Origin of the sequence: Nocardioides sp. J54 (assembly GCF_000519005.1) — a bacterium.
Taxonomy (GTDB): domain Bacteria; phylum Actinomycetota; class Actinomycetes; order Propionibacteriales; family Nocardioidaceae; genus Nocardioides.
In genome coordinates, this window is record NZ_JAER01000003.1 from 26,061 (window position 1) to 43,900 (window position 17,840).

General features: G+C 73.1%; 15 protein-coding genes. 13 read left to right on the top strand and 2 right to left on the bottom strand.

Going from position 1 to position 17,840, the window contains the following annotated elements; genetic code table 11:
* The first annotated feature begins 7 nt into the window (after positions 1 to 7).
* Positions 8 to 649, top strand: a complete 642-nt coding sequence (locus tag NOCJ54_RS23495; RefSeq protein WP_036516613.1) for a DsbA family oxidoreductase — start codon at positions 8 to 10, stop codon at positions 647 to 649.
* Between the two features lie 25 nt (positions 650 to 674).
* On the opposite strand, the gene NOCJ54_RS0102690 is transcribed toward NOCJ54_RS23495, so the two are convergent.
* Positions 675 to 1,127: a MaoC family dehydratase gene (locus NOCJ54_RS0102690; protein ID WP_028654239.1), complete on the bottom strand. Its 453-nt coding sequence runs from the start codon at positions 1,125 to 1,127 to the stop codon at positions 675 to 677.
* Between the two features lie 182 nt (positions 1,128 to 1,309).
* On the opposite strand from NOCJ54_RS0102690, the gene serA reads away from it, so the two are divergent.
* The gene (gene serA, locus NOCJ54_RS0102695) at positions 1,310 to 2,899 is read left to right on the top strand and encodes a phosphoglycerate dehydrogenase (RefSeq protein WP_028654240.1); all 1,590 of its coding nucleotides are present in this window, start codon (positions 1,310 to 1,312) and stop codon (positions 2,897 to 2,899) included.
* A gap of 255 nt (positions 2,900 to 3,154) precedes the next feature.
* Here serA and yczR read toward each other — a convergent pair whose 3' ends face one another.
* Entirely contained in the window at positions 3,155 to 4,624 is a 1,470-nt protein-coding gene (gene yczR, locus NOCJ54_RS23500; RefSeq protein WP_051485398.1) for a MocR-like transcription factor YczR, read from the bottom strand.
* 61 nt (positions 4,625 to 4,685) lie between these two features.
* Here yczR and yczE point away from each other — a divergent pair, with 61 nt between their 5' ends.
* Genes yczE through NOCJ54_RS0102755 form a run of 11 tightly spaced genes read left to right on the top strand, consistent with a single transcriptional unit; the run spans position 4,686 to position 17,815 of the window.
* Positions 4,686 to 5,387, top strand: coding sequence for a membrane protein YczE (yczE, locus tag NOCJ54_RS23505; protein ID WP_036516614.1), 702 nt, complete (start codon positions 4,686 to 4,688; stop codon positions 5,385 to 5,387).
* 39 nt (positions 5,388 to 5,426) lie between these two features.
* Positions 5,427 to 6,656 carry a toxic anion resistance protein gene (locus NOCJ54_RS0102710; RefSeq protein WP_028654241.1) on the top strand — a complete coding sequence of 410 codons (1,230 nt, stop codon included), beginning with the start codon at positions 5,427 to 5,429 and terminating at the stop codon, positions 6,654 to 6,656.
* A gap of 29 nt (positions 6,657 to 6,685) precedes the next feature.
* Positions 6,686 to 7,198 carry a hypothetical protein gene (locus NOCJ54_RS23510; protein WP_051485399.1) on the top strand — a complete coding sequence of 171 codons (513 nt, stop codon included), beginning with the start codon at positions 6,686 to 6,688 and terminating at the stop codon, positions 7,196 to 7,198.
* Complete coding sequence (locus tag NOCJ54_RS23515) at positions 7,195 to 8,829, top strand: AAA family ATPase (RefSeq protein ID WP_232221657.1); 1,635 nt, start codon at positions 7,195 to 7,197, stop codon at positions 8,827 to 8,829. Before NOCJ54_RS23510 ends, NOCJ54_RS23515 begins: the two co-directional genes overlap by 4 nt.
* Positions 8,826 to 10,115, top strand: a complete 1,290-nt coding sequence (locus tag NOCJ54_RS23520) for a hypothetical protein (RefSeq protein WP_051485400.1) — start codon at positions 8,826 to 8,828, stop codon at positions 10,113 to 10,115. Before NOCJ54_RS23515 ends, NOCJ54_RS23520 begins: the two co-directional genes overlap by 4 nt.
* On the top strand, positions 10,112 to 11,089 hold the full coding sequence (locus NOCJ54_RS0102730; RefSeq protein WP_036516616.1) for a glutamate ABC transporter substrate-binding protein: 978 nt from the start codon (positions 10,112 to 10,114) through the stop codon (positions 11,087 to 11,089). Before NOCJ54_RS23520 ends, NOCJ54_RS0102730 begins: the two co-directional genes overlap by 4 nt.
* Positions 11,086 to 12,210: a hypothetical protein gene (locus tag NOCJ54_RS23525; RefSeq protein ID WP_036516617.1), complete on the top strand. Its 1,125-nt coding sequence runs from the start codon at positions 11,086 to 11,088 to the stop codon at positions 12,208 to 12,210. The genes NOCJ54_RS0102730 and NOCJ54_RS23525 overlap by 4 nt, the downstream gene beginning before the upstream one ends.
* Positions 12,207 to 14,621 carry a serine/threonine-protein kinase gene (locus NOCJ54_RS0102740; RefSeq protein WP_028654243.1) on the top strand — a complete coding sequence of 805 codons (2,415 nt, stop codon included), beginning with the start codon at positions 12,207 to 12,209 and terminating at the stop codon, positions 14,619 to 14,621. Before NOCJ54_RS23525 ends, NOCJ54_RS0102740 begins: the two co-directional genes overlap by 4 nt.
* Entirely contained in the window at positions 14,618 to 15,772 is a 1,155-nt protein-coding gene (locus NOCJ54_RS23530) for a PP2C family serine/threonine-protein phosphatase (RefSeq protein ID WP_051485401.1), read from the top strand. Before NOCJ54_RS0102740 ends, NOCJ54_RS23530 begins: the two co-directional genes overlap by 4 nt.
* On the top strand, positions 15,765 to 17,051 hold the full coding sequence (locus NOCJ54_RS0102750; RefSeq protein WP_028654244.1) for a vWA domain-containing protein: 1,287 nt from the start codon (positions 15,765 to 15,767) through the stop codon (positions 17,049 to 17,051). Before NOCJ54_RS23530 ends, NOCJ54_RS0102750 begins: the two co-directional genes overlap by 8 nt.
* Positions 17,048 to 17,815, top strand: a complete 768-nt coding sequence (locus tag NOCJ54_RS0102755) for an FHA domain-containing protein (RefSeq protein WP_028654245.1) — start codon at positions 17,048 to 17,050, stop codon at positions 17,813 to 17,815. The genes NOCJ54_RS0102750 and NOCJ54_RS0102755 overlap by 4 nt, the downstream gene beginning before the upstream one ends.
* The last annotated feature ends 25 nt before the right edge of the window (positions 17,816 to 17,840 follow it).

Here is a 17,840-nt window from a genome sequence, read left to right on the forward strand (position 1 = left end):
GCCCGGCATGCGCATCGAGATCTGGGCCGACGTCGTGTGTCCGTGGTGCTACATCGGCAAGCGGCGCCTGGAGAAGGCCCTCGCCGGGTTCGAGCACCGCGACGAGGTGGAGGTCGTCTACCGCTCCTTCGAGCTCGACCCGTTCGCCCCGGAGGTGGGCACCGAGACCACGGTGACCGTGCTCGGCCGCAAGTTCGGCGCCGACGAGGCGGCCACCCGGGAGATGATGGCGCGCGCCGACGAGGTCGCCGCCGCCGAGGGCCTGACGATGGCCCACGCCGACGCCCTGCACGCGCGCACGCTCACCGCGCACCGGCTGATCCACCTCGCCCGCACCGAGGGCAGGCAGGCCGCGATGGTGGAGGAGTTGCTGGCGGCGTACTTCACGCGCGGGGAGACGCTCGGCGACCACGACGTGCTGCGCGCGGCAGCGGCCGCGGCCGGCCTCGACGGCGCACGGGTCGAGGAGGTGCTGGCCAGCGACGAGTTCCGCGACGACGTCACGGCGGACGTGAACCAGGCCCGCGCGTACGGCTCGACCGGCGTGCCCTTCTTCGTGCTCGACGGCCGGTTCGGGATCTCCGGAGCCCAGCCCACCGAGCTGTTCAGCCAGGCCCTCGAGCAGGCCTGGTTCTCCCGCGAGGGCTGAGCCCCGGTCGGTCCGGGCGGGAGGGTCAGGGCAGGAGCAGGACGACCGTCTCGGCGACGCAGGCGGGCTTCGCCTCGTCCTCGATCTCGATCGTGTGCTGGAAGGTCAGCTGCTTGCCCGCGGGGATGTCGGCGACCTCGAGCATCTTCACGTGTAGGCGGATCCGCTTGCCGACCAGCAGCGGGTTCGGGAAGCGGACCTTGTTGACGCCGTAGTTGAGCTTCGCGCCCGGGGTCTGCAGGGTGAAGACCTGGCTGCCGAGCCACGGGACGAGGGAGAGGGTCAGGTAGCCGTGCGCGATGGTGCCGCCGAAGGGGCCCTCCTTGGCGCGCTCCAGGTCGACGTGGATCCACTGGTGGTCGCCGGTCGCGTCGGCGAACTGGTTCACCCGTCGCTGGTCGATGGTCACCCAGTCGGTCGTGCCGAGGTCGGTGCCGGCCGCGGCAGCGACCTCCTCGAACGTCGTGAACACCCGCATGACTGACTCCTTCGGCCGTGAGGTTCCGGTGTGCGCCCGACCCTAGTGGGCCTGCCGACCGGCCGGTCGACAGGGCGACCACTCCTTGTTCACAAGTTAGAAACAACCCCCGGCTAGCGGTACTGTGGCGGGCGCGCACAGCGTCGTGCACGTCTACACCCGCACGACCGCAAGGACCCGCTGTGACTGCACGCCCTGTCGTCCTCATCGCCGAAGAGCTCAGCCCCGCGACCGTCGAGGCACTGGGCCCGGACTTCGAGATCCGCACCTGCAACGGCGCGGACCGTGCAGAGCTGCTGGCGGCGATCGTCGACGTCGACGCGATCCTCGTGCGCTCGGCGACCAAGGTCGACGCCGAGGCGCTGGCCGCAGCCACCCGGCTCAAGGTCGTCGCCCGGGCCGGGGTCGGCCTGGACAACGTGGACGTGCGGGCCGCCACCCAGTCCGGCGTCATGGTCGTGAACGCACCGACCTCCAACATCGTCTCGGCCGCCGAGCTCGCCGTGGCCCTCATGCTCGCCGCGGCCCGCCACGTCTCCCCGGCGCACGCCGCGCTGCGCAACGGGGAGTGGAAGCGCTCGAGGTACACCGGCATCGAGCTGTTCGAGAAGACCGTCGGCATCGTCGGCCTCGGTCGCATCGGCGTCCTCGTCGCCCAGCGCCTGGCCGCGTTCGGCATGTCCGTCATCGCCTACGACCCCTACGTCCAGCCCGGCCGCGCGGCCCAGATGGGCGTGCGCCTGGTCGACCTCGACACGCTCATGGCCGAGTCCGACTTCATGTCGGTGCACCTGCCGAAGACGGCCGAGACGGTCGGCCTGATCGGGGCCGAGCAGCTCGCGAAGGCCAAACCGTCCCTGGTGCTGGTCAACGCTGCCCGTGGCGGCATCGTCGACGAGGAGGCGCTCTACGACGCCCTCAAGACCGGCCGCGTCGGTGCCGCCGGCCTCGACGTGTTCGCGCAGGAGCCGTGCACCGACAGCCCGCTCTTCGAGCTCGAGAACGTCGTCGCCACGCCGCACCTGGGCGCGTCCACCGACGAGGCGCAGGAGAAGGCCGGCATCGCGGTCGCGAAGTCGGTCCGCCTCGCCCTGTCCGGAGAGCTCGTGCCGGACGCGGTCAACGTCCAGGGCGGCGTCATCGCCGAGGACGTGCGCCCGGGCATCCCGCTCACCGAGAAGCTCGGCCAGATCTTCACCGGCGTCGCCGGCGAGGTCGCGCAGAGCCTCGACGTCGAGGTCCGCGGCGAGATCGCCGAGCACGACGTCAAGGTGCTCGAGCTCGCCGCCCTCAAGGGCGTCTTCAGCAGCGTCGTCGAGGACCAGGTCTCCTACGTCAACGCTCCGCTGCTGTCGGCCGAGCGCGGCGTCGCCGTACGCCTCGTCACCGAGATCGACAGCCCCGACCACCGCAACCTGATCACGCTGCGCGGCACCCTCGCCGACGGCACCCAGGTCTCGGTCAGCGGCACCCTGGTCGGCATCCACCAGCGCGAGCGCCTGGTCGAGGTCAACGGCTACGCCATCGACATCGAGCCGACCGACCACCTCGCGTTCTTCACCTACGTCGACCGGCCGGGCATGGTCGGCACCGTCGGCCAGATCCTCGGCCAGGCCAACGTGAACATCGCCGGCATGCAGGTGTCCCGCGAGACCAAGGGCGGCGAGGCGCTGGTCGCCCTCTCCGTGGACTCCGCCATCCCGGCCGAGACCCTCGCCGACATCGAGACCGCGATCGAGGCCACCTCGATCCACGCCGTCGACATCGTCTGACGCCTCCCCTCCATCACGTCGAGACGTCACTTCCGGCGGGTCGAAGCGTCAGAAACGGCATGTCGAGTGGTCACTTGTGGCGCGTTGAGGCGTCACAAAGCGCCGGTTGAGTGGTCACCGCAGCCGGAACTGACCACTCAACCGGCCGGAAGTGACCACTCAACGTGTCACGAGTGACGCCTCGACGGGCCACAGGTGACGCCTCGACGGGCCACAGGTGACGCCTCGACGGGCCACAGGTGACGTCTCGACGGGTCAGGCGACGAGGACGGGGTCGGAGCCGGAGGTGGGGGCGGGGGAGCCGCCGCGGCCGGAGTTGACCACGGCCCACGCGGCGGCGATCCGGTCGACCGCCTCGACCAGCTCGGACGTCGCGGCGGCGTAGGGGAGTCGCACGTAGCGGTCCAGCCCGCCCTCGGGGGCGAACGACGGGCCGGGGGCGAGCAGCACCCCGTGCCGCTCGGCCTCGGTCGACAGCGCGGTCGCGCCCGGCACGGGCAGGTGGCACCACAGCGCCATCCCGCCCGCGGGCACGGTGAAGGACCAGTCCGGCAGCCGCTCGCGCAGCGCGCCGACGAGGGCGTCGCGCTGCTCGCGCAGGCGGGCGCGCTGGGTCGCGAGCACGTCGTCGACGGGGCCGGCCAGCAGTCGGGCGAGGACGAGCTGCTCGAGCACCGGCGCACCGAGGTCGAGCCCGACGCGGGCCCGGGTCAGCCGGTCGACGAGGACGTGCGGCGCGCGGATCCAGCCGAGCCGCAGGCCGCCCCACACGCTCTTGCTGGCGCTGCCGACGCAGATCGCGTCCGCGCTGTACGACGCGAAGGGGCGTCGCGCCTCCGCAGCAGGGTCCCCGTCCAGCCGGAGCAGGTGGTGGGCCTCGTCGACGACGGCCGTCGCGTCGTGCTCGGCCAGCAGCCGCGCGTAGGCGGACCGGTCGGCCTCGGACATGACCAGGCCCGTCGGGTTGTGGAAGTCCGGCATCACGTGCACCAGGCGTGGCCGGTGCCGCGCCACGGCGGCGCCGATCGCCTCCAGGTCCCAGCCGGACGGGTCGAGCGCGATCGTGGCCAGCCGACCGCCGCCGCTGCGCAGCGCCTGCACCGCGTTGGGGTAGGTCGGCGACTCGATCAGGACGCGGTCGCGCGGGCCGGCCAGCGCCGTGCCGATCACGGCCGTGGCGGCCAGTGCCCCGGGCGTGACGATCACCTGGTCGGGGTCGGTCGGCAGGCCGCGGGCGTCGTAGGTCGCGGCGATCGCGGTCTGGAGGGCGGGCATGCCGGCCGGGAAGTAGCCGTGGCCGCCCAGGTGCGCCGGCAGCTCGGCCGCCGCCTCGGCGTACAGCCCGCCGACCCCGGGCGGGGCCGTCGCGGCCGCGCAGACGAGGTCGATCACGCCGCTGCCGACGTCGCTGGGCCACAGCGCCCGGTCCAGCGCGCGGGTGCGTCCGCCCGGGAGCCGGGTGAAGGTGCCCGAGCCCTGCCGTGCCTCGGCGTAGGCGGAGTCGCGCAGGCGGGCGTAGGCGCGGGTGACGGTGGTGCGGGAGACGCCGAGCGCCTCGGTGAGGTCGCGCTCGCTGGGCAGCCGGGTGCCGTAGGCGATCCGGCCGTCGCCGATCAGCTCCCGCAGCGCGTCGGCGAGGCCGACGTAGGCGGGGGAGCGGTCGAAGCCCTCGACCAGGGTGGCGAGGCGGGGCGCGGACAGCGTCGCCGGAGTGGACTGCACCATGCAGTCCAGTAGATCACGATTGGCTATTTGAGAACAGGCCAATCGGCGGCAGGCTGGGAGCATGTCCAGCGCCGTCCCGCTCGCCGCCTCGCTCACCGACGCAGGCCCGATCGCGCAGCTCCGCGCGGGCCGCCTCCCGCGGCGGCTCGTGCACCTCTACCTCGGCCTGTGGCTGTACGGCGTCAGCCTCGCCCTCATGGTGCTCGGCGACATCGGGCTGGCCCCGTGGGACGTGCTGCACTCCGGCTTCATCCAGCACGTGCCGATCACGCTGGGCCAGGCCGTGGTGCTCTTCAGCTTCGTGGTGCTCGTGCTCTGGATCCCGCTGCGCGAGAAGCCCGGCCTGGGGACGATCTCGAACGCCTTCGTCGTGGGGCTGTCCGCGGACGCCACGCTCGCGGTGCTCGACGCGCCCGCAGGGCTCGCGCCCCGGATCGTGCTGATGGTCGGCGGCATCGTGCTGTGCGGCCTGGCGACCGCGCTCTACATCGGGGCGCAGCTCGGCCGCGGCCCACGGGACGGGCTGATGACCGGCCTGGCCCGGCGTACCGGCCTGTCGTTGCGGCTCGTGCGCACCGGCATCGAGGTGAGCGTCGTGGTGGTCGGGCTGGTGCTCGGTGGGACCCTCGGGCTCGGCACGGTGGCCTACGCCCTGCTGATCGGTCCGATCGCGCAGTGGATGATGCCGTGGTTCCTCATCGACCTGCCGCCCGCCGACGCGGTCGGTGGCATCCCTGAACCCGACCCTGAACTTCTGCGCTGACCCTGCATGAAGGTCGGGTGGGCTGGATAGGCTCGGGGCATGACCACCGACGGTTCCCAGGCAGCAGCTCCCGAGCCCAGCCCGCTCGCACCCCCCGAGCCCGCGATCACCCTGACGGCGCCCGAGCCGGTCGCGCCGGTCGTGGAGACCCAGGCCCCGAAGATGGCACCGCAGGTCGAGCCGGGCATGGTCCCCGAGCTCGACGCGAAGGTCGACAACTTCCTGAGCTCGCTGACCTCGACGAAGGCCGGCAGCCCCGAGTTCGCGGCGCAGGCCGAGAACGTCCGCACGATGGGCGACGCCGACATCCGCAAGGCGGCCGAGACCTCGAACCGGATGCTCGACAAGCCGGTGACCGCCCTGCGCTCCGGTGGGCTCGCCGAGGGCTCGACCGTCGGCAAGACGCTGCTCGACCTGCGCCGCACCGTCGAGGACCTCGACCCGGCGCAGGCGACGGGTGCGAAGAAGTGGTGGAACAAGCTGCCCTTCAACGACAAGATCGAGGACTACTTCCGCAAGTACCAGTCGGCGCAGACGCAGCTCAACGGCATCCTGCACTCGCTGCGCAGCGGGCAGGACGAGCTGCAGAAGGACAACGTCGCGCTCAACCTGGAGAAGACGAACCTCTGGTCGGTCATGGGCCGGCTCAACCAGTACATCTACGTCGCGGAGAAGCTGGACGCGAAGCTGTCGGCGAAGATCGCCGAGCTCGAGCTCAGCGACCCGGAGACCGCCAAGACGCTGTCGCAGGACGTGCTCTTCTACGTCCGGCAGAAGCACCAGGACCTGCTGACCCAGCTGGCGGTGTCGATCCAGGCCTACCTGGCCATCGACATCATCATCAAGAACAACATCGAGCTCATCAAGGGCGTCGACCGTGCGACCACGACGACGATCTCCGCCCTGCGCACCGCCGTCATCGTCGCCCAGGCGCTGAGCAACCAGAAGCTGGTCCTCGACCAGATCACGGCCCTCAACACCACGACGTCGGCGATGATCCAGCGGACCTCGGAGATGCTCAAGGACAACTCCGCGCGCATCCAGGAGCAGGCCGCCTCCTCGACCATCGGCATCGAGCAGCTGCAGGCCGCGTTCGCCAACATCTACGCGACCATGGACTCCATCGACGAGTTCAAGCTCAAGGCCCTCGACAACATGTCGACGACCATCGGCGTGCTCGAGCACGAGGTCCAGAAGTCCAAGGCGTACCTCGACCGGGTCCAGCAGCACGACGCGCGCAACGCCGCCGGCACGCTGGACATCGGCTGACCAGGCCCCGGGGACGGGAACGAGCTCAGGTGGGGCTGAAGTCGTGGTGGCGGTCGCGGGGCCAGAAGGCTGAGGAGCAGCCGTACGCCGCCCCGCCGCCGCCGACCGAGCAGGACATCCTCGCGGCGCTGAACCGCATCAACGCCATGCTGCGCGAGGGCAACGCGCCGCCGGTCGTGGTCTCGCGCGTGGTGCGCATCGCGCGCACCATCCACCAGACGCTGCCGCGCCTGCAGCAGATGGGCCTGGGCAGCCTCGAGGCGTTCTCGGTCGTCGCGACCGCCACCGACTACCTGCCGGAGGCGGTCGACGGCTACCTCCGCCTCCCGCGGGACTGGGCGGACACCCGGCCGATCGACGGGCAGAAGACGGCGCTGATGATCCTGATCGAACAACTCGAGCTGCTCGGAGCCACGATGGACAAGATCTTCGACGCGGCCAACCGCGCCGACGCACAGGCGCTCGTCGCGCACGGCCAGTTCCTCGACGCGAAGTTCGGCCACTCCTCCACCGGGGGAGACCTCGGCCTGGGGGCGCAGTGAGCACCCCGGGCGGCCTGGCGGAGGCGATCGACGCCCTCGTCGCCGTCGCCCGCACCGCAGGCGTCGACGAGGGCGCCGCGCGGGCCGAGGGCGAGGCGGTCGCGGCCACCGTGTCCGAGCGGTCCCGCGGTGCGTTCGTGGACTGGTCGGAGCAGACCGGCCGCGCGACCTCCGCGGAGGACCACCAGCTCGCAGCGAAGCGCGGCAACCGGTTCCGTGCCGGCCCGACGCCGATCATGTCCCAGCTGCTGCTGGAGAAGTCCGCGCACGCCGCCGACTACGCCGGCGCCCTCGCCGACGTCGCGCTCGCCGGCTCCCGGCTGGGCCAGCCCGGCCCGGACGCCGTGGGCGCCGCCACCACCGTGACCACCGCACAGCTCGGCGGCGGCAGTGCCGGCCTCGCGCCGACCACCGCCGCCCCCGGGCCGGCCGCTCCCGACCCGTCTGCTCCCGACCCGTCTGCTCCGGGCGCCTTCCCGCTGCCGGAGCGGCAGCCCGTGCCCGGCCTCGCCGACGGCATGCTGGAGCAGGTGCGCCGGGTCGGTGAGCAGGTACGCCGCCAGCTCGGTGCGCTCGACAGCACGACCCGCGACCTCGGCGTGCCCCCCGGGCCCGAGGCGGAGCCGTTGCCGACCGGCGACGCCCAGGTGCAGGCCGCCGAGCCCGAGGCACCCGTCGAGGAGCCGGCCGAGGAGCCCGAGCCGACCAAGACCGTCGAGGAGCTGCTCGCCGAGCTCGACGCGCTGGTCGGGTTGAAGACGGTCAAGGGCGAGATCCACCGCCAGGCAGCGGTGCTGCGCGTCGAGGGACTGCGCAAGAAGGCGGGCCTCGACACCCCGACGATCACCCGCCACCTGGTCTTCAACGGCAACCCGGGCACCGGCAAGACGACCGTGGCCCGCCTCGTCGCGGGGATCTACCGCGCCCTCGGCCTGCTCTCGAAGGGCCAACTCGTCGAGGTCGACCGCTCCGAGCTGGTCGCCGGCTACCTCGGCCAGACCGCCGCGAAGACCGCCGAGGTGGTGAAGTCCGCCGAGGGCGGCGTGCTCTTCATCGACGAGGCCTACTCGCTGTCGGGCGACCAGTACGGCAAGGAGGCCATCGACACGCTGGTCAAGGAGATGGAGGACAAGCGCGACGACCTCGTCGTCATCGTCGCCGGCTACCCCCTGCCGATGGCGGTCTTCATCTCCGAGAACCCCGGCCTGGAGAGCCGCTTCCGCACGACCATCGACTTCGCGAACTACACCGATGACGAGCTGGTCGAGATCTTCTCCAAGATGGTCAGCGGCTCCGACTACGACGCGGGGCAGGACGTGCTCGACCGGCTCCGCGAGATCCTCGCCGACACCCCGCGCGGCCCCTCCTTCGGCAACGCCCGCTTCGTGCGCAACCTGTTGGAGGCCGCGATCGGCCACCACGCGTGGCGCCTGCGCGACGTCGAGGAGCCGACCATCGAGCAGCTGCGCACCCTCGAGCCCGAGGACCTCGTCGTGGACCCGAACGACACCGGCGAGGACCACACCGGCGAGGTCGTGCCGCCCGAGGACGCGCCGCCGGCCGAGCCGGTCGACCCGTTCGCCGGGGGCCCTGAGGAGCCGCAGCTGGCGGAGGAGCAGGAGGAGGCATGAGCCAGACCGCGCCCCAGACCGCGCCCCAGGCCGCGCCGCCTGCCCCGGCACCGGCCCCCGCGCCCGTACCCGCCCCGGCGCCCGCCTCGAAGCCGGACGCAGTCGTCGACACCCCGGCCCTGCTCAACCGCTGGCAGCTGATCGGGATGAGCGTCGCGATCGTCTTCGGCGTGCTCAGCGCCCTCGTGCAGTTCCTCGGCTGGCAGGCCGACGGCCGTGCGGCGGCCGACACCGAGCAGCTGGTGCGGGTGCAGAAGATCCAGTCCTCCCTGCTCAACGCCGACGCGCTCGCGACGAACTCCTTCCTCGTCGGCGGCCTCGAGGACCCCGACCAGCGCGCACAGTACGACGACGCGGTCGACGAGGTGCTGACGCTGGTCACGCAGGCGGCCGACGCGCAGCCGGCCGACCAGCAGGTGCTGGCCGAGCTCAACGTCGCCGTCAACGACTACGCCACCGCGGTGGCCCAGGCCCGCGCCAACAACCGGCTCGGCTACCCGATCGGGGCGGAGTACCTCAGCGCCGCCAGCAGCGAGCTCGACGAGCGGGCCATGCCGATCCTCGATGCCCTGGTGGAGGCGAACACCGAGCGCGCGGAGGGTGCGATGAACGGCCAGCACCCGTTCTGGCTGCTCCTCATCGGCGTCGCCGCGCTCGCCGTGCTCGTCTGGCTCAACCAGCAGCTCGCCGAGGCCTTCCGCCGCCGGATCAACAAGGGGCTGGTCGTCGCCGGGGTGATCGTCCTGGTGGTCACCGCCGTGGCCGTGTTCGGCGCCTTCCTGCGCGACTCCTCCAACGACTCCCTGCAGGAGGAGGAGTTCGCGGCCGCGGTCGAGCTCGCCGACACCCGGACGGCAGCCAACGCGGCCAAGGCGACCGAGAGCCTCCGCCTGATCAAGCGGGGCGGCGGCGCCACCTTCGAGCAGCAGTGGCAGGAGTCCGTCGACGAGGTCGAGGACGGCCTCTCCCGCGCCGAGGTCGTCGCCCTCTGGGACACCTACAAGGAGCGGCACGCCGAGATCGTGCGGCTCGACGACGCCGGCCGCTGGGACGCCGCCCGCACCCTCGCGACCCGCACCGACGAGCAAGGCTCCACGGCCCCGTTCGCCGCCTTCGACGGCTTCCTCGCCGAGGACACCGACGCCAACGCGGCTGCGGCGACCGACGAGCTGCGCAGCGGCCGCGCGGTCGCCCTCGTCACCAGCATCCTGACCGTGCTGCTCGGCGTCGCCGCCGCAGTGGCCGTGGCTCGCGGCATCGGCGAGCGGCGGAGGGAGTTCTCATGAGGTCGGTCCTGCGTCCCCGCCGGCTCGCGGCGTTGCTCGCTGCGGGTGTCCTCGTCCTCGGCGCCTGCGGGTACGACGACACCGTCGTCCCCTCCGCTGAGGAGGAGGCCACGGCGGGCGGAGGTGGCTCCGGCCCGTCGCCGGTCGAGTGCGACAACCCGACCCAGTCCTACGCCCCGAGCGACGACCGCGCCGCGGCCCGGGCCCAGCTGGTCAACCCCGGCCAGCTCGTCGTCGGCGTCTCCGCCGACACCCTCAAGCTCGGCTCGGCCGACCCGGAGGACGGCTTCGCGATCAAGGGCTTCGACATCGACGTCGCCCAGGCCGTCGCCGACGCCCTCGGGGTGACCCTGCGGCTGCGCGTGATCAGCGCCGCCGAGCGGATCGACCTGCTCGGCGGCGACGCGGACGGCGACGGCGAGGCGCCGGAGCCCCAGATCGACCTCGTCGTGCGGAACATGACGATGAACTGCACGCGCTGGTCCCAGATCGGCTTCTCCGCGGTCTACTACAACGCCACCCAGAAGGTGCTGGTGCGCGAGGACGACGTGCCGGCGTTCGAGAAGGACGGCCTGGAGTCCCTCGACGGCAAGCGGGTCTGCGCGCCGGCCGGGTCGACCAGCATCGACAACATCACCGAGAAGCAGCCGGACGCCGTCCCCGTCGCGGCCGCCAACCACACCGGGTGCCTGGTGAAGTTCCAGCAGGGCGAGGTCGACGCCATCACCGGCGACGACACCGTCCTCGCCGGCCTCGCGGCGCAGGACCCCTACGCCGTCGTGCCCGACCAGGAGAAGCTCACCGACGAGCCCTACGGCGTGGGCGCGAACAAGGACGACGTCGCGCTCATCAGGTTCGTCAACAGCGTCCTGGAGCAGCGCCGCAGCAACGGCGAGTGGCAGCGGTCCTACGACCGGTGGCTGAAGCCCTACCTGGGCGACGCACGGCCCCCGGCCCCGAGCTACGGCCGGTGACCGTGCAGGACACCACGGCGACCGCTCCCACCGCGCCCGGGCGGCTCGGTGACGCGCTCGAGCTTGCCGTCATCCAGGCCTACCTGACCGATCTCGACACCTGGCTGCGGGTGCGTCGCGCCGAGCTCGACGAGCTGGACCGTGCCGCGATCGCCGCCGGCCGCGGCGGTGAGCTCGCCGGCGACATGTCGCTCGCCCTCGCGCTCTGGAAGGCCACCGCCGACCGCTACCAGCTGGTCTTCGCGACCTGGGACGGCGGACGCGTGCTCCGGCAGGAGCGGGAGCGGATCTCCGCCCTCATCTGGGGCCGCCTCGACTCCGCGACCGACCTGCCCGGCGGGCTCGCCGTGTCGCTGCCCGAGGCCTGCCGCCTGTGCGACGCACTCACCGGCCAGCTGCGCACCCGCCTCGCGCTCGCCCCGGACGCGCACCGCTCGGCGGCACGCATCCGCGACCTGCGGGCGCAGCTGGAGCGGATCCGCGACCAGGTCGGCCTCGAGCCGGCCACCACCCGCGACGCCGCCGTCGCCCGGCTCGCCGAGCTGATGTCCCGGCTCGAGGTCGTCGTCGAGAAGGCGAAGCGCGGGGGAGATGTCGGCGGCCTGCTCGGGCCGCTGGAGACCGAGGCCAGCACGTTCGAGCGCGACCTGATCGTCGGCAACGCCCGGCGGCGCGACGCGCGCGACAAGGTGCTCACGGCCCGGGAGCTGCGGGCCGACCTCGAGGCGCGCGAGGCTGCCCTCGCCAAGCTCGCCGAGACCTGCGTCGCCACCGTCGACCCCGCCCCGCGCTACGCCGTGCCGGACGTCGAGCTGCTCGGCCCGGTGCCGGTCACCGCGGACGAGATCGAGCCCTACCTGCAGCGGCTGGACCGGGTGGCCCAGGCGATGGAGGTCGCCCAGCACGCCTACGCCGACGCGCTCGACGAGCACGCCCAGCTCGTCGGCCTGCTCGACGGCTACGTGGCGAAGGCCCGCGCGAACGGCCTGGCCGACCACCCCGACCTCGTCGAGAGCGAACGTGCCGCCCGGGCCCTGCTCGACCGCCGTCCCTGCCCGATGGTCGTGGCCCGGCAGCTCGTGACGACGTACCAGACCTGGCTTGCAAAGGAGACGCCGTGAGCACCGCTTCCTGCACCCAGCCCGGATGCACCGGATCGATCGTCGACGGCTACTGCGACATCTGCGGCATGGCCGGCGCGCCCGCCGCGCAGCCGGCGGCCGCGTCCCCGGCACCGGCGGAGGAGCCGGCCGGCGTCGCCGCGTCGGGCACCACCAAGCGCCCGCCCGCCGCCAACGGCGACCCCTGCCCGCAGCCCGGCTGCACCGGGTCGATCCTCGACGGCTACTGCGACGTCTGCGGATCGCCCGCCCTGCCGGGCGCGCGGGTGGCCGAGGCCGCCGCGCTCGCGCAGGAGACGCAGCCGCTGTCCGGCCGCGAGGGCACCTCGGCGACCGCCGCCAGCCGCGTGCAGTCCGCGGCGATCGGCTCCCGCCGTGCCGGTACGACGGGCAGCTACGCCACCCGCCGGATGCGCACCGGCTCGCAGCGGATGCGCTCGGCCCGGCTCGGCGCCGGCCTCACCGTCGTCCCGCCCGCCCCGCCGGTCGACGCGGCGAAGGCGATCATGGCCGACCCGCAGGTGCCGGAGGAGAAGCGCAACTGCTCCAAGTGCGGCAACCCCGTGGGCCGCAGCATCGACGGCCGCCCCGGGCGCAGCGAGGGCTTCTGTCCCAACTGCGGGCAGCAGTTCTCGTTCACCCCGAAGCTGCAGCCGGGCGACCTGGTCGCCGGGCAGTACGAGGTCGCCGGCGCGCTCGCGCACGGCGGCCTCGGCTGGATCTACCTCGCCCGCGACCGCAACGTCTCCAACCGGTGGGTCGTGCTCAAGGGCCTGCTCAACTCCGGTGACCCCGACGCCCTGGCGGCCGCCATCGCCGAGCAGCAGTTCCTCGCGCAGGTCGAGCATCCGCTGATCGTCGAGATCTACAACTTCGTCACGCACGAGGGCGCCGGCTACATCGTGATGGAGTACGTCGGCGGCAAGTCGCTCAAGCAGATCCTCAAGCAGCGGATGGCCGCCAACAACGGTGTCTACGACCCGCTCCCGGTGGACCAGGCGCTGGCCTACATCCTCGAGCTGCTGCCGGCGTTCCAGTACCTCCACGACCTCGGCCTGGTCTACTGCGACTTCAAGCCCGACAACATGATCCAGGTCGGCGACGCGATGAAGCTGATCGACCTCGGCGGCGTGCGCCGGATCGACGACGAGGAGTCGGCGATCTACGGCACGGTCGGCTACCAGGCGCCGGAGGTCGCGGAGATCGGGCCGTCGGTGGCGTCGGACATCTACACGATCGGGCGCACCCTCGTGGTGCTCACGATGGAGTTCCGCGGCTACCAGGGCACCTACCTGCACAGCCTGCCGCCGGTCGACGCGACGCCGCTGTTCCAGGACCACGACTCGCTCTACCACCTCGTCGCGAAGTGCTGCGCACCCGACCCGGCCGACCGGTTCGCCTCGGTCGACGAGCTGCGCTCGCAGGTGCTCGGCGTGCTGCGTGAGGTCGTCGCCCGCAAGCGGCAGGGGACCGCCACCACGTCGGCGGCGTCGGTGCTCTTCGAGTCGCCCGCGACCGCCCGCGCGATCAGCGAGTGGAGCCAGCTGCCGCGGTTGCGCGAGGACACCACGGACCCGCAGTACAGCTGGCTGTCGACGATCAGCTCCGACGACCCGCGCAAGCGGCTCGCCGACCTCCAGCAGGCGCCCGAGGACAGCGCCGAGGTGTGGCTGGCCCGGGCCCGTGCGGCTCTCGAGCTCAAGGACCCGGCCGGCGCGCGGGCCCACGCGCAGGCGCTGCTCACGGCAGACCCGTGGGAGTGGCGGGCGCTGTGGGTCGAGGGCCTCGCCGCGGTGCAGTCGCAGGACTGGGAGACCGCGAAGGCGTCGTTCAACGCCGTCTACCAGCAAGTCCCCGGCGAGCTCGCACCCAAGCTCGCGCTGGCGTTCGCGTGCGAGCGCGGCGGGTTGCCGGAGGTGGCCGAAGGCCTCTACGAGGTCTGCCTGTCGACCGACGCGGCCTACGTGCCGCCCGCAGCCTTCGGCATGGCCCGGGTGCGCGCCGAGCGCGGCGACACCCTCGGCGCCGTCGGCGCCCTGGACCTCGTGCCGACCACCAGTCGCGGCTACACCGAAAGCCGCCAGCTGCGCGCCGAGGTGCTGCTGTCCGGAGGCGCACGCGACCTCGCGGTGCTCGACCAGGCGATGCGCACCATCGAGACCGCCAGCGTGGACACCCGCACCCGCCAGCACTACACCGTGCGGATCCTCACCGAGGCGCTCACGGTCGTCACCGGCAACGGTGCGGTGCCCGAGGGCGCGCGGATCGGGTCGGTCGCGGCCACCGAGGTCGGCGTGCGCGACGGCCTGGAGAACGCCCTGCGCTCGCTCGCCCGGGACGCCATCGACCTCGAGGAGCGCGTCAGCCTGGTCAACCAGGCCAACGCCGTGCGGAACTGGAGCCTGACGTGACCTGCCCGTCCTGCGGCTCGGCCGTGTCCGAGGGGGCCCGCTTCTGCGAGGAGTGCGGCACCCCGCTCGGTACGACGGCCGCGACCGCCGTACCGGCCGCGGCGCCTGCCGCGCCGCCCCCGCCGCCGCCCGCCGGCGACCCGCTGCGCGACGCGCCGATCAGCGCCCCCACCCGCCGGCCCGCCGCCGCACTGCCGGACCCGCCCCCGCCGCCGGGCCGCCGGCCGTGCGCGGAGTGCGGGGGAGAGGTCGGGCCGGACCTCTACTGCACCGCCTGCGGCACCAAGGCCCCCAGCGAGCGTGACCACTTCGAGGAGCGGCCCGCGTCGTGGGTGGCCGGGGTGTGCGACAAGGCGGTCAGCAAGAACCGCAACGAGGACGCGATGGCGCTGCTCGCCGGCCCCGAGCCGGGGTCGCGGGCCGTGCTGGTCGTGCTCGACGGGGTGTCCAGCTCCGTCGACTCCGACGTGGCGTCGCTGGCCGGCGCCCGGGCGGCCCGCGACGTGCTGCGCGTCCCGCTGCCGTCGGGCATGGGGACCCCGCAGAGCCGGGACGCCGCCGTGGCGCAGGTGTTCGCCAAGGCCGCTGCGGCCGCCAACACCGCGATCGTCGCGGTGACCGACCCCGACTCGCCCAACCCCGCGTCGGCGACGTTCACCGCCGCGGTGCTCGAGGGCCGCCGGATCAGCTGGGCCAACATCGGCGACTCCCGCACCTACTGGATCCCCGACGAGGGCCCGGCGGTGCAGCTGTCGGTCGACGACTCCGTCGCCCAGGCGCACATGGCCGCCGGCGTGCCCCGCGAGGTCGCCGAGAACGGCCCGCAGGCGCACGCGATCACCAAGTGGCTCGGCCGCGACTCCGAGGACCTCACCCCGACCGTCGGGAGCATGGAGGTCGAGGGGCCGGGCTGGCTGCTCGCCTGCTCCGACGGGTTGTGGAACTACGCCTCGGACGCCGACGACCTCGCCGCCCGGGTGCGGGGCGCGGGCACCTCGGACCCGCTCGAGCTCGCCACCGCCCTGGTCGACTTCGCGAACGCGTCGGGCGGCCAGGACAACGTCACCGCAGCGCTGGCCCGGGTCGACCACCCGGTGCTCGGGCAGAATGACCAGACGCCGACCCCAGGAGGAGAGCCGAGCGATGGCTGAGTTCACCGCCGCCGTCTACCAGAACGAGTTCCTGCCCGACGGCGGGACGGACGTCAACGCGATCGTCACGATCACCTGCACCGGCGCCGGCACGGCCGGGCAGTCGGGCGCCGGTGATGCCGGCGAGATCATCATCGTCGACACCTCCGGCTCGATGGGGCCCGCGACCATGGCCGCCGCGCGGGAGGCCGCGCAGGCCGCGCTCGCCGAGATCGTCGACGGGACCTACTTCGCCGTCGTCGCCGGCGCCGACCGCGCGATGCTGGCCTACCCGCTGGTCTCCAGCGGACCGGGCATGGTGCGGATGGACGCCGCCGCGCGCCGCGGGGCCGCCCAGGCGATCGACCGCCTCGTCGGCAGCGGTGGTACGGCGATCAGCACCTGGCTCGACCTCGCCGGCCAGCTCTTCGCCTCGGTGCCGGCGATCACCCAGCGCCACGTCCTGCTGCTCACCGACGGCGAGAACCGGGAGCGCCCCGGCCGCCTCGACGAGGCGATCAACCGGGCGACGGGCTACTTCCAGGCCGACTGCCGCGGCGCCGGGACCGACTGGCAGGTCGCGGAGATCCGCCGCATCGCGCAGGCGCTGCTCGGCACCGTCGACATCATCCCGAGCCCGGGTGAGATGAAGGCGCAGTTCCAGGAGATCATGCGCAAGGCCATGTCGCGCGGCGTCGCCGACGCGTCGCTGCGGGTGTGGACGCCACAGGGGGCCGAGGTGCTCTTCGTGCGGCAGGTCTCGCCGACGGTCGAGGACCTCACCCACCGTCGTACCCCCGTCAACCCGTTGACCGGCGACTACCCGACCGGTGCCTGGTCCGACGAGTCCCGGGACTACCACATCGCGGTCCGGGTGCCGGCGAAGGCGATCGGCCAGGAGCAGCTGGCCGCGCGCGTGCAGCTCGCGATGGGCGACGACATCGTCACCCAGGGCCTGGTCAAGGCGACCTGGTCCAACAACTCCGAGCTGACCACCCGCATCGACCAGCAGGTCGCCCACTACACCGGGCAGGAGGAGCTGGCCCGGATGATCCAGGAGGGCCTGGCCGCGAAGGCCGCCGGTGACGAGGCGACCGCGACCACCAAGCTCGGCCGTGCGGTGCAGCTCGCCGCGGAGACCGGCAACGACGAGGCCACCAGCAAGCTGCGCAAGGTGGTCGACGTGGAGAGCGAGGAGACCGGTACCGTCCGGCTCAAGCGCGCCGTCGACAAGGCCGACGAGATGGCGCTCGACACCGCCTCCACCAAGACCACGAGGATCCGCAAGGAGACGACGTGACCTCCACCTGCCCGTCCGGGCACGAGTCGGACGCCGACGACTACTGCGACGTCTGCGGCCTGCCGATCCCCGCCGGCGGGGGAGCCCCGGCGCCGACGCCCGAGCCGGCGGCGCCCGTCGAGCCGGCGCCGGAGCCCGAGCCGACGAGCAGTGCCTGCCCGAACTGCCAGGCCGCCAACCCGCCCAACGCGCTGTTCTGCGAGGCCTGCGGCTACGACTTCACCACCGGCTCGATGCCGCGGCCCGTCACGCCGCCGTCGCCGCTCGACCTGGACACCCCGGTGCCCGCTCCGGCGGCTCCGGAGCCCCCGGCTGCCCCGGAGCCGCCCGCACCGGCCCCCTCGGTCGCACCGCGGCTGGCCGAGGCGTGGGTGGCGGAGGTCTGGATCGACCCGGATTGGTACGCCGACCAGGACTCCAGCGACCCGCTGCCCTCGGCGGGGGTGCCGGTCGTCGTACCCCTGCGGTCGACGTCGGTGCTCGTGGGGCGCACCTCGCGCAGCCGGGGCATCCACCCCGACATCGACCTGGGCACCGACAACGGCATCAGCCGCCGGCACTGCCAGCTGACCACCGACGGCACCCGCTGGTGGGTCGAGGACCTCGGCTCCTCCAACGGCACCTACCTCGGCTCCGCGATCGGCTCGCTGCCGACGGAGCCGGTGCCGGTGGGGGAGAAGCGCGAGGTCGGTCCGGACGAGCGGATCTACCTCGGCGCCTGGACCCGGATCGTCCTCCGGCGGGCGCAGCCCGGCGAGGCCTGAGGCATACCCGCCGGGAGGGCGGGTA

What these genes read in the sequence shown, in the direction of transcription:
- NOCJ54_RS23495 (WP_036516613.1), top strand. Translation starts at nt 8, where the DNA reads ATGCGCATCGAGATCTGGGCCGACGTCGTGTGTCCGTGGTGCTACATC.
- yczR (WP_051485398.1), bottom strand. Translation starts at nt 4,624, where the DNA reads ATGGTGCAGTCCACTCCGGCGACGCTGTCCGCGCCCCGCCTCGCCACC.
- NOCJ54_RS0102730 (WP_036516616.1), top strand. Translation starts at nt 10,112, where the DNA reads ATGAGGTCGGTCCTGCGTCCCCGCCGGCTCGCGGCGTTGCTCGCTGCG.
- NOCJ54_RS0102690 (WP_028654239.1), bottom strand. Translation starts at nt 1,127, where the DNA reads ATGCGGGTGTTCACGACGTTCGAGGAGGTCGCTGCCGCGGCCGGCACC.
- NOCJ54_RS0102710 (WP_028654241.1), top strand. Translation starts at nt 5,427, where the DNA reads ATGACCACCGACGGTTCCCAGGCAGCAGCTCCCGAGCCCAGCCCGCTC.
- yczE (WP_036516614.1), top strand. Translation starts at nt 4,686, where the DNA reads ATGTCCAGCGCCGTCCCGCTCGCCGCCTCGCTCACCGACGCAGGCCCG.
- NOCJ54_RS0102750 (WP_028654244.1), top strand. Translation starts at nt 15,765, where the DNA reads ATGGCTGAGTTCACCGCCGCCGTCTACCAGAACGAGTTCCTGCCCGAC.
- NOCJ54_RS23520 (WP_051485400.1), top strand. Translation starts at nt 8,826, where the DNA reads ATGAGCCAGACCGCGCCCCAGACCGCGCCCCAGGCCGCGCCGCCTGCC.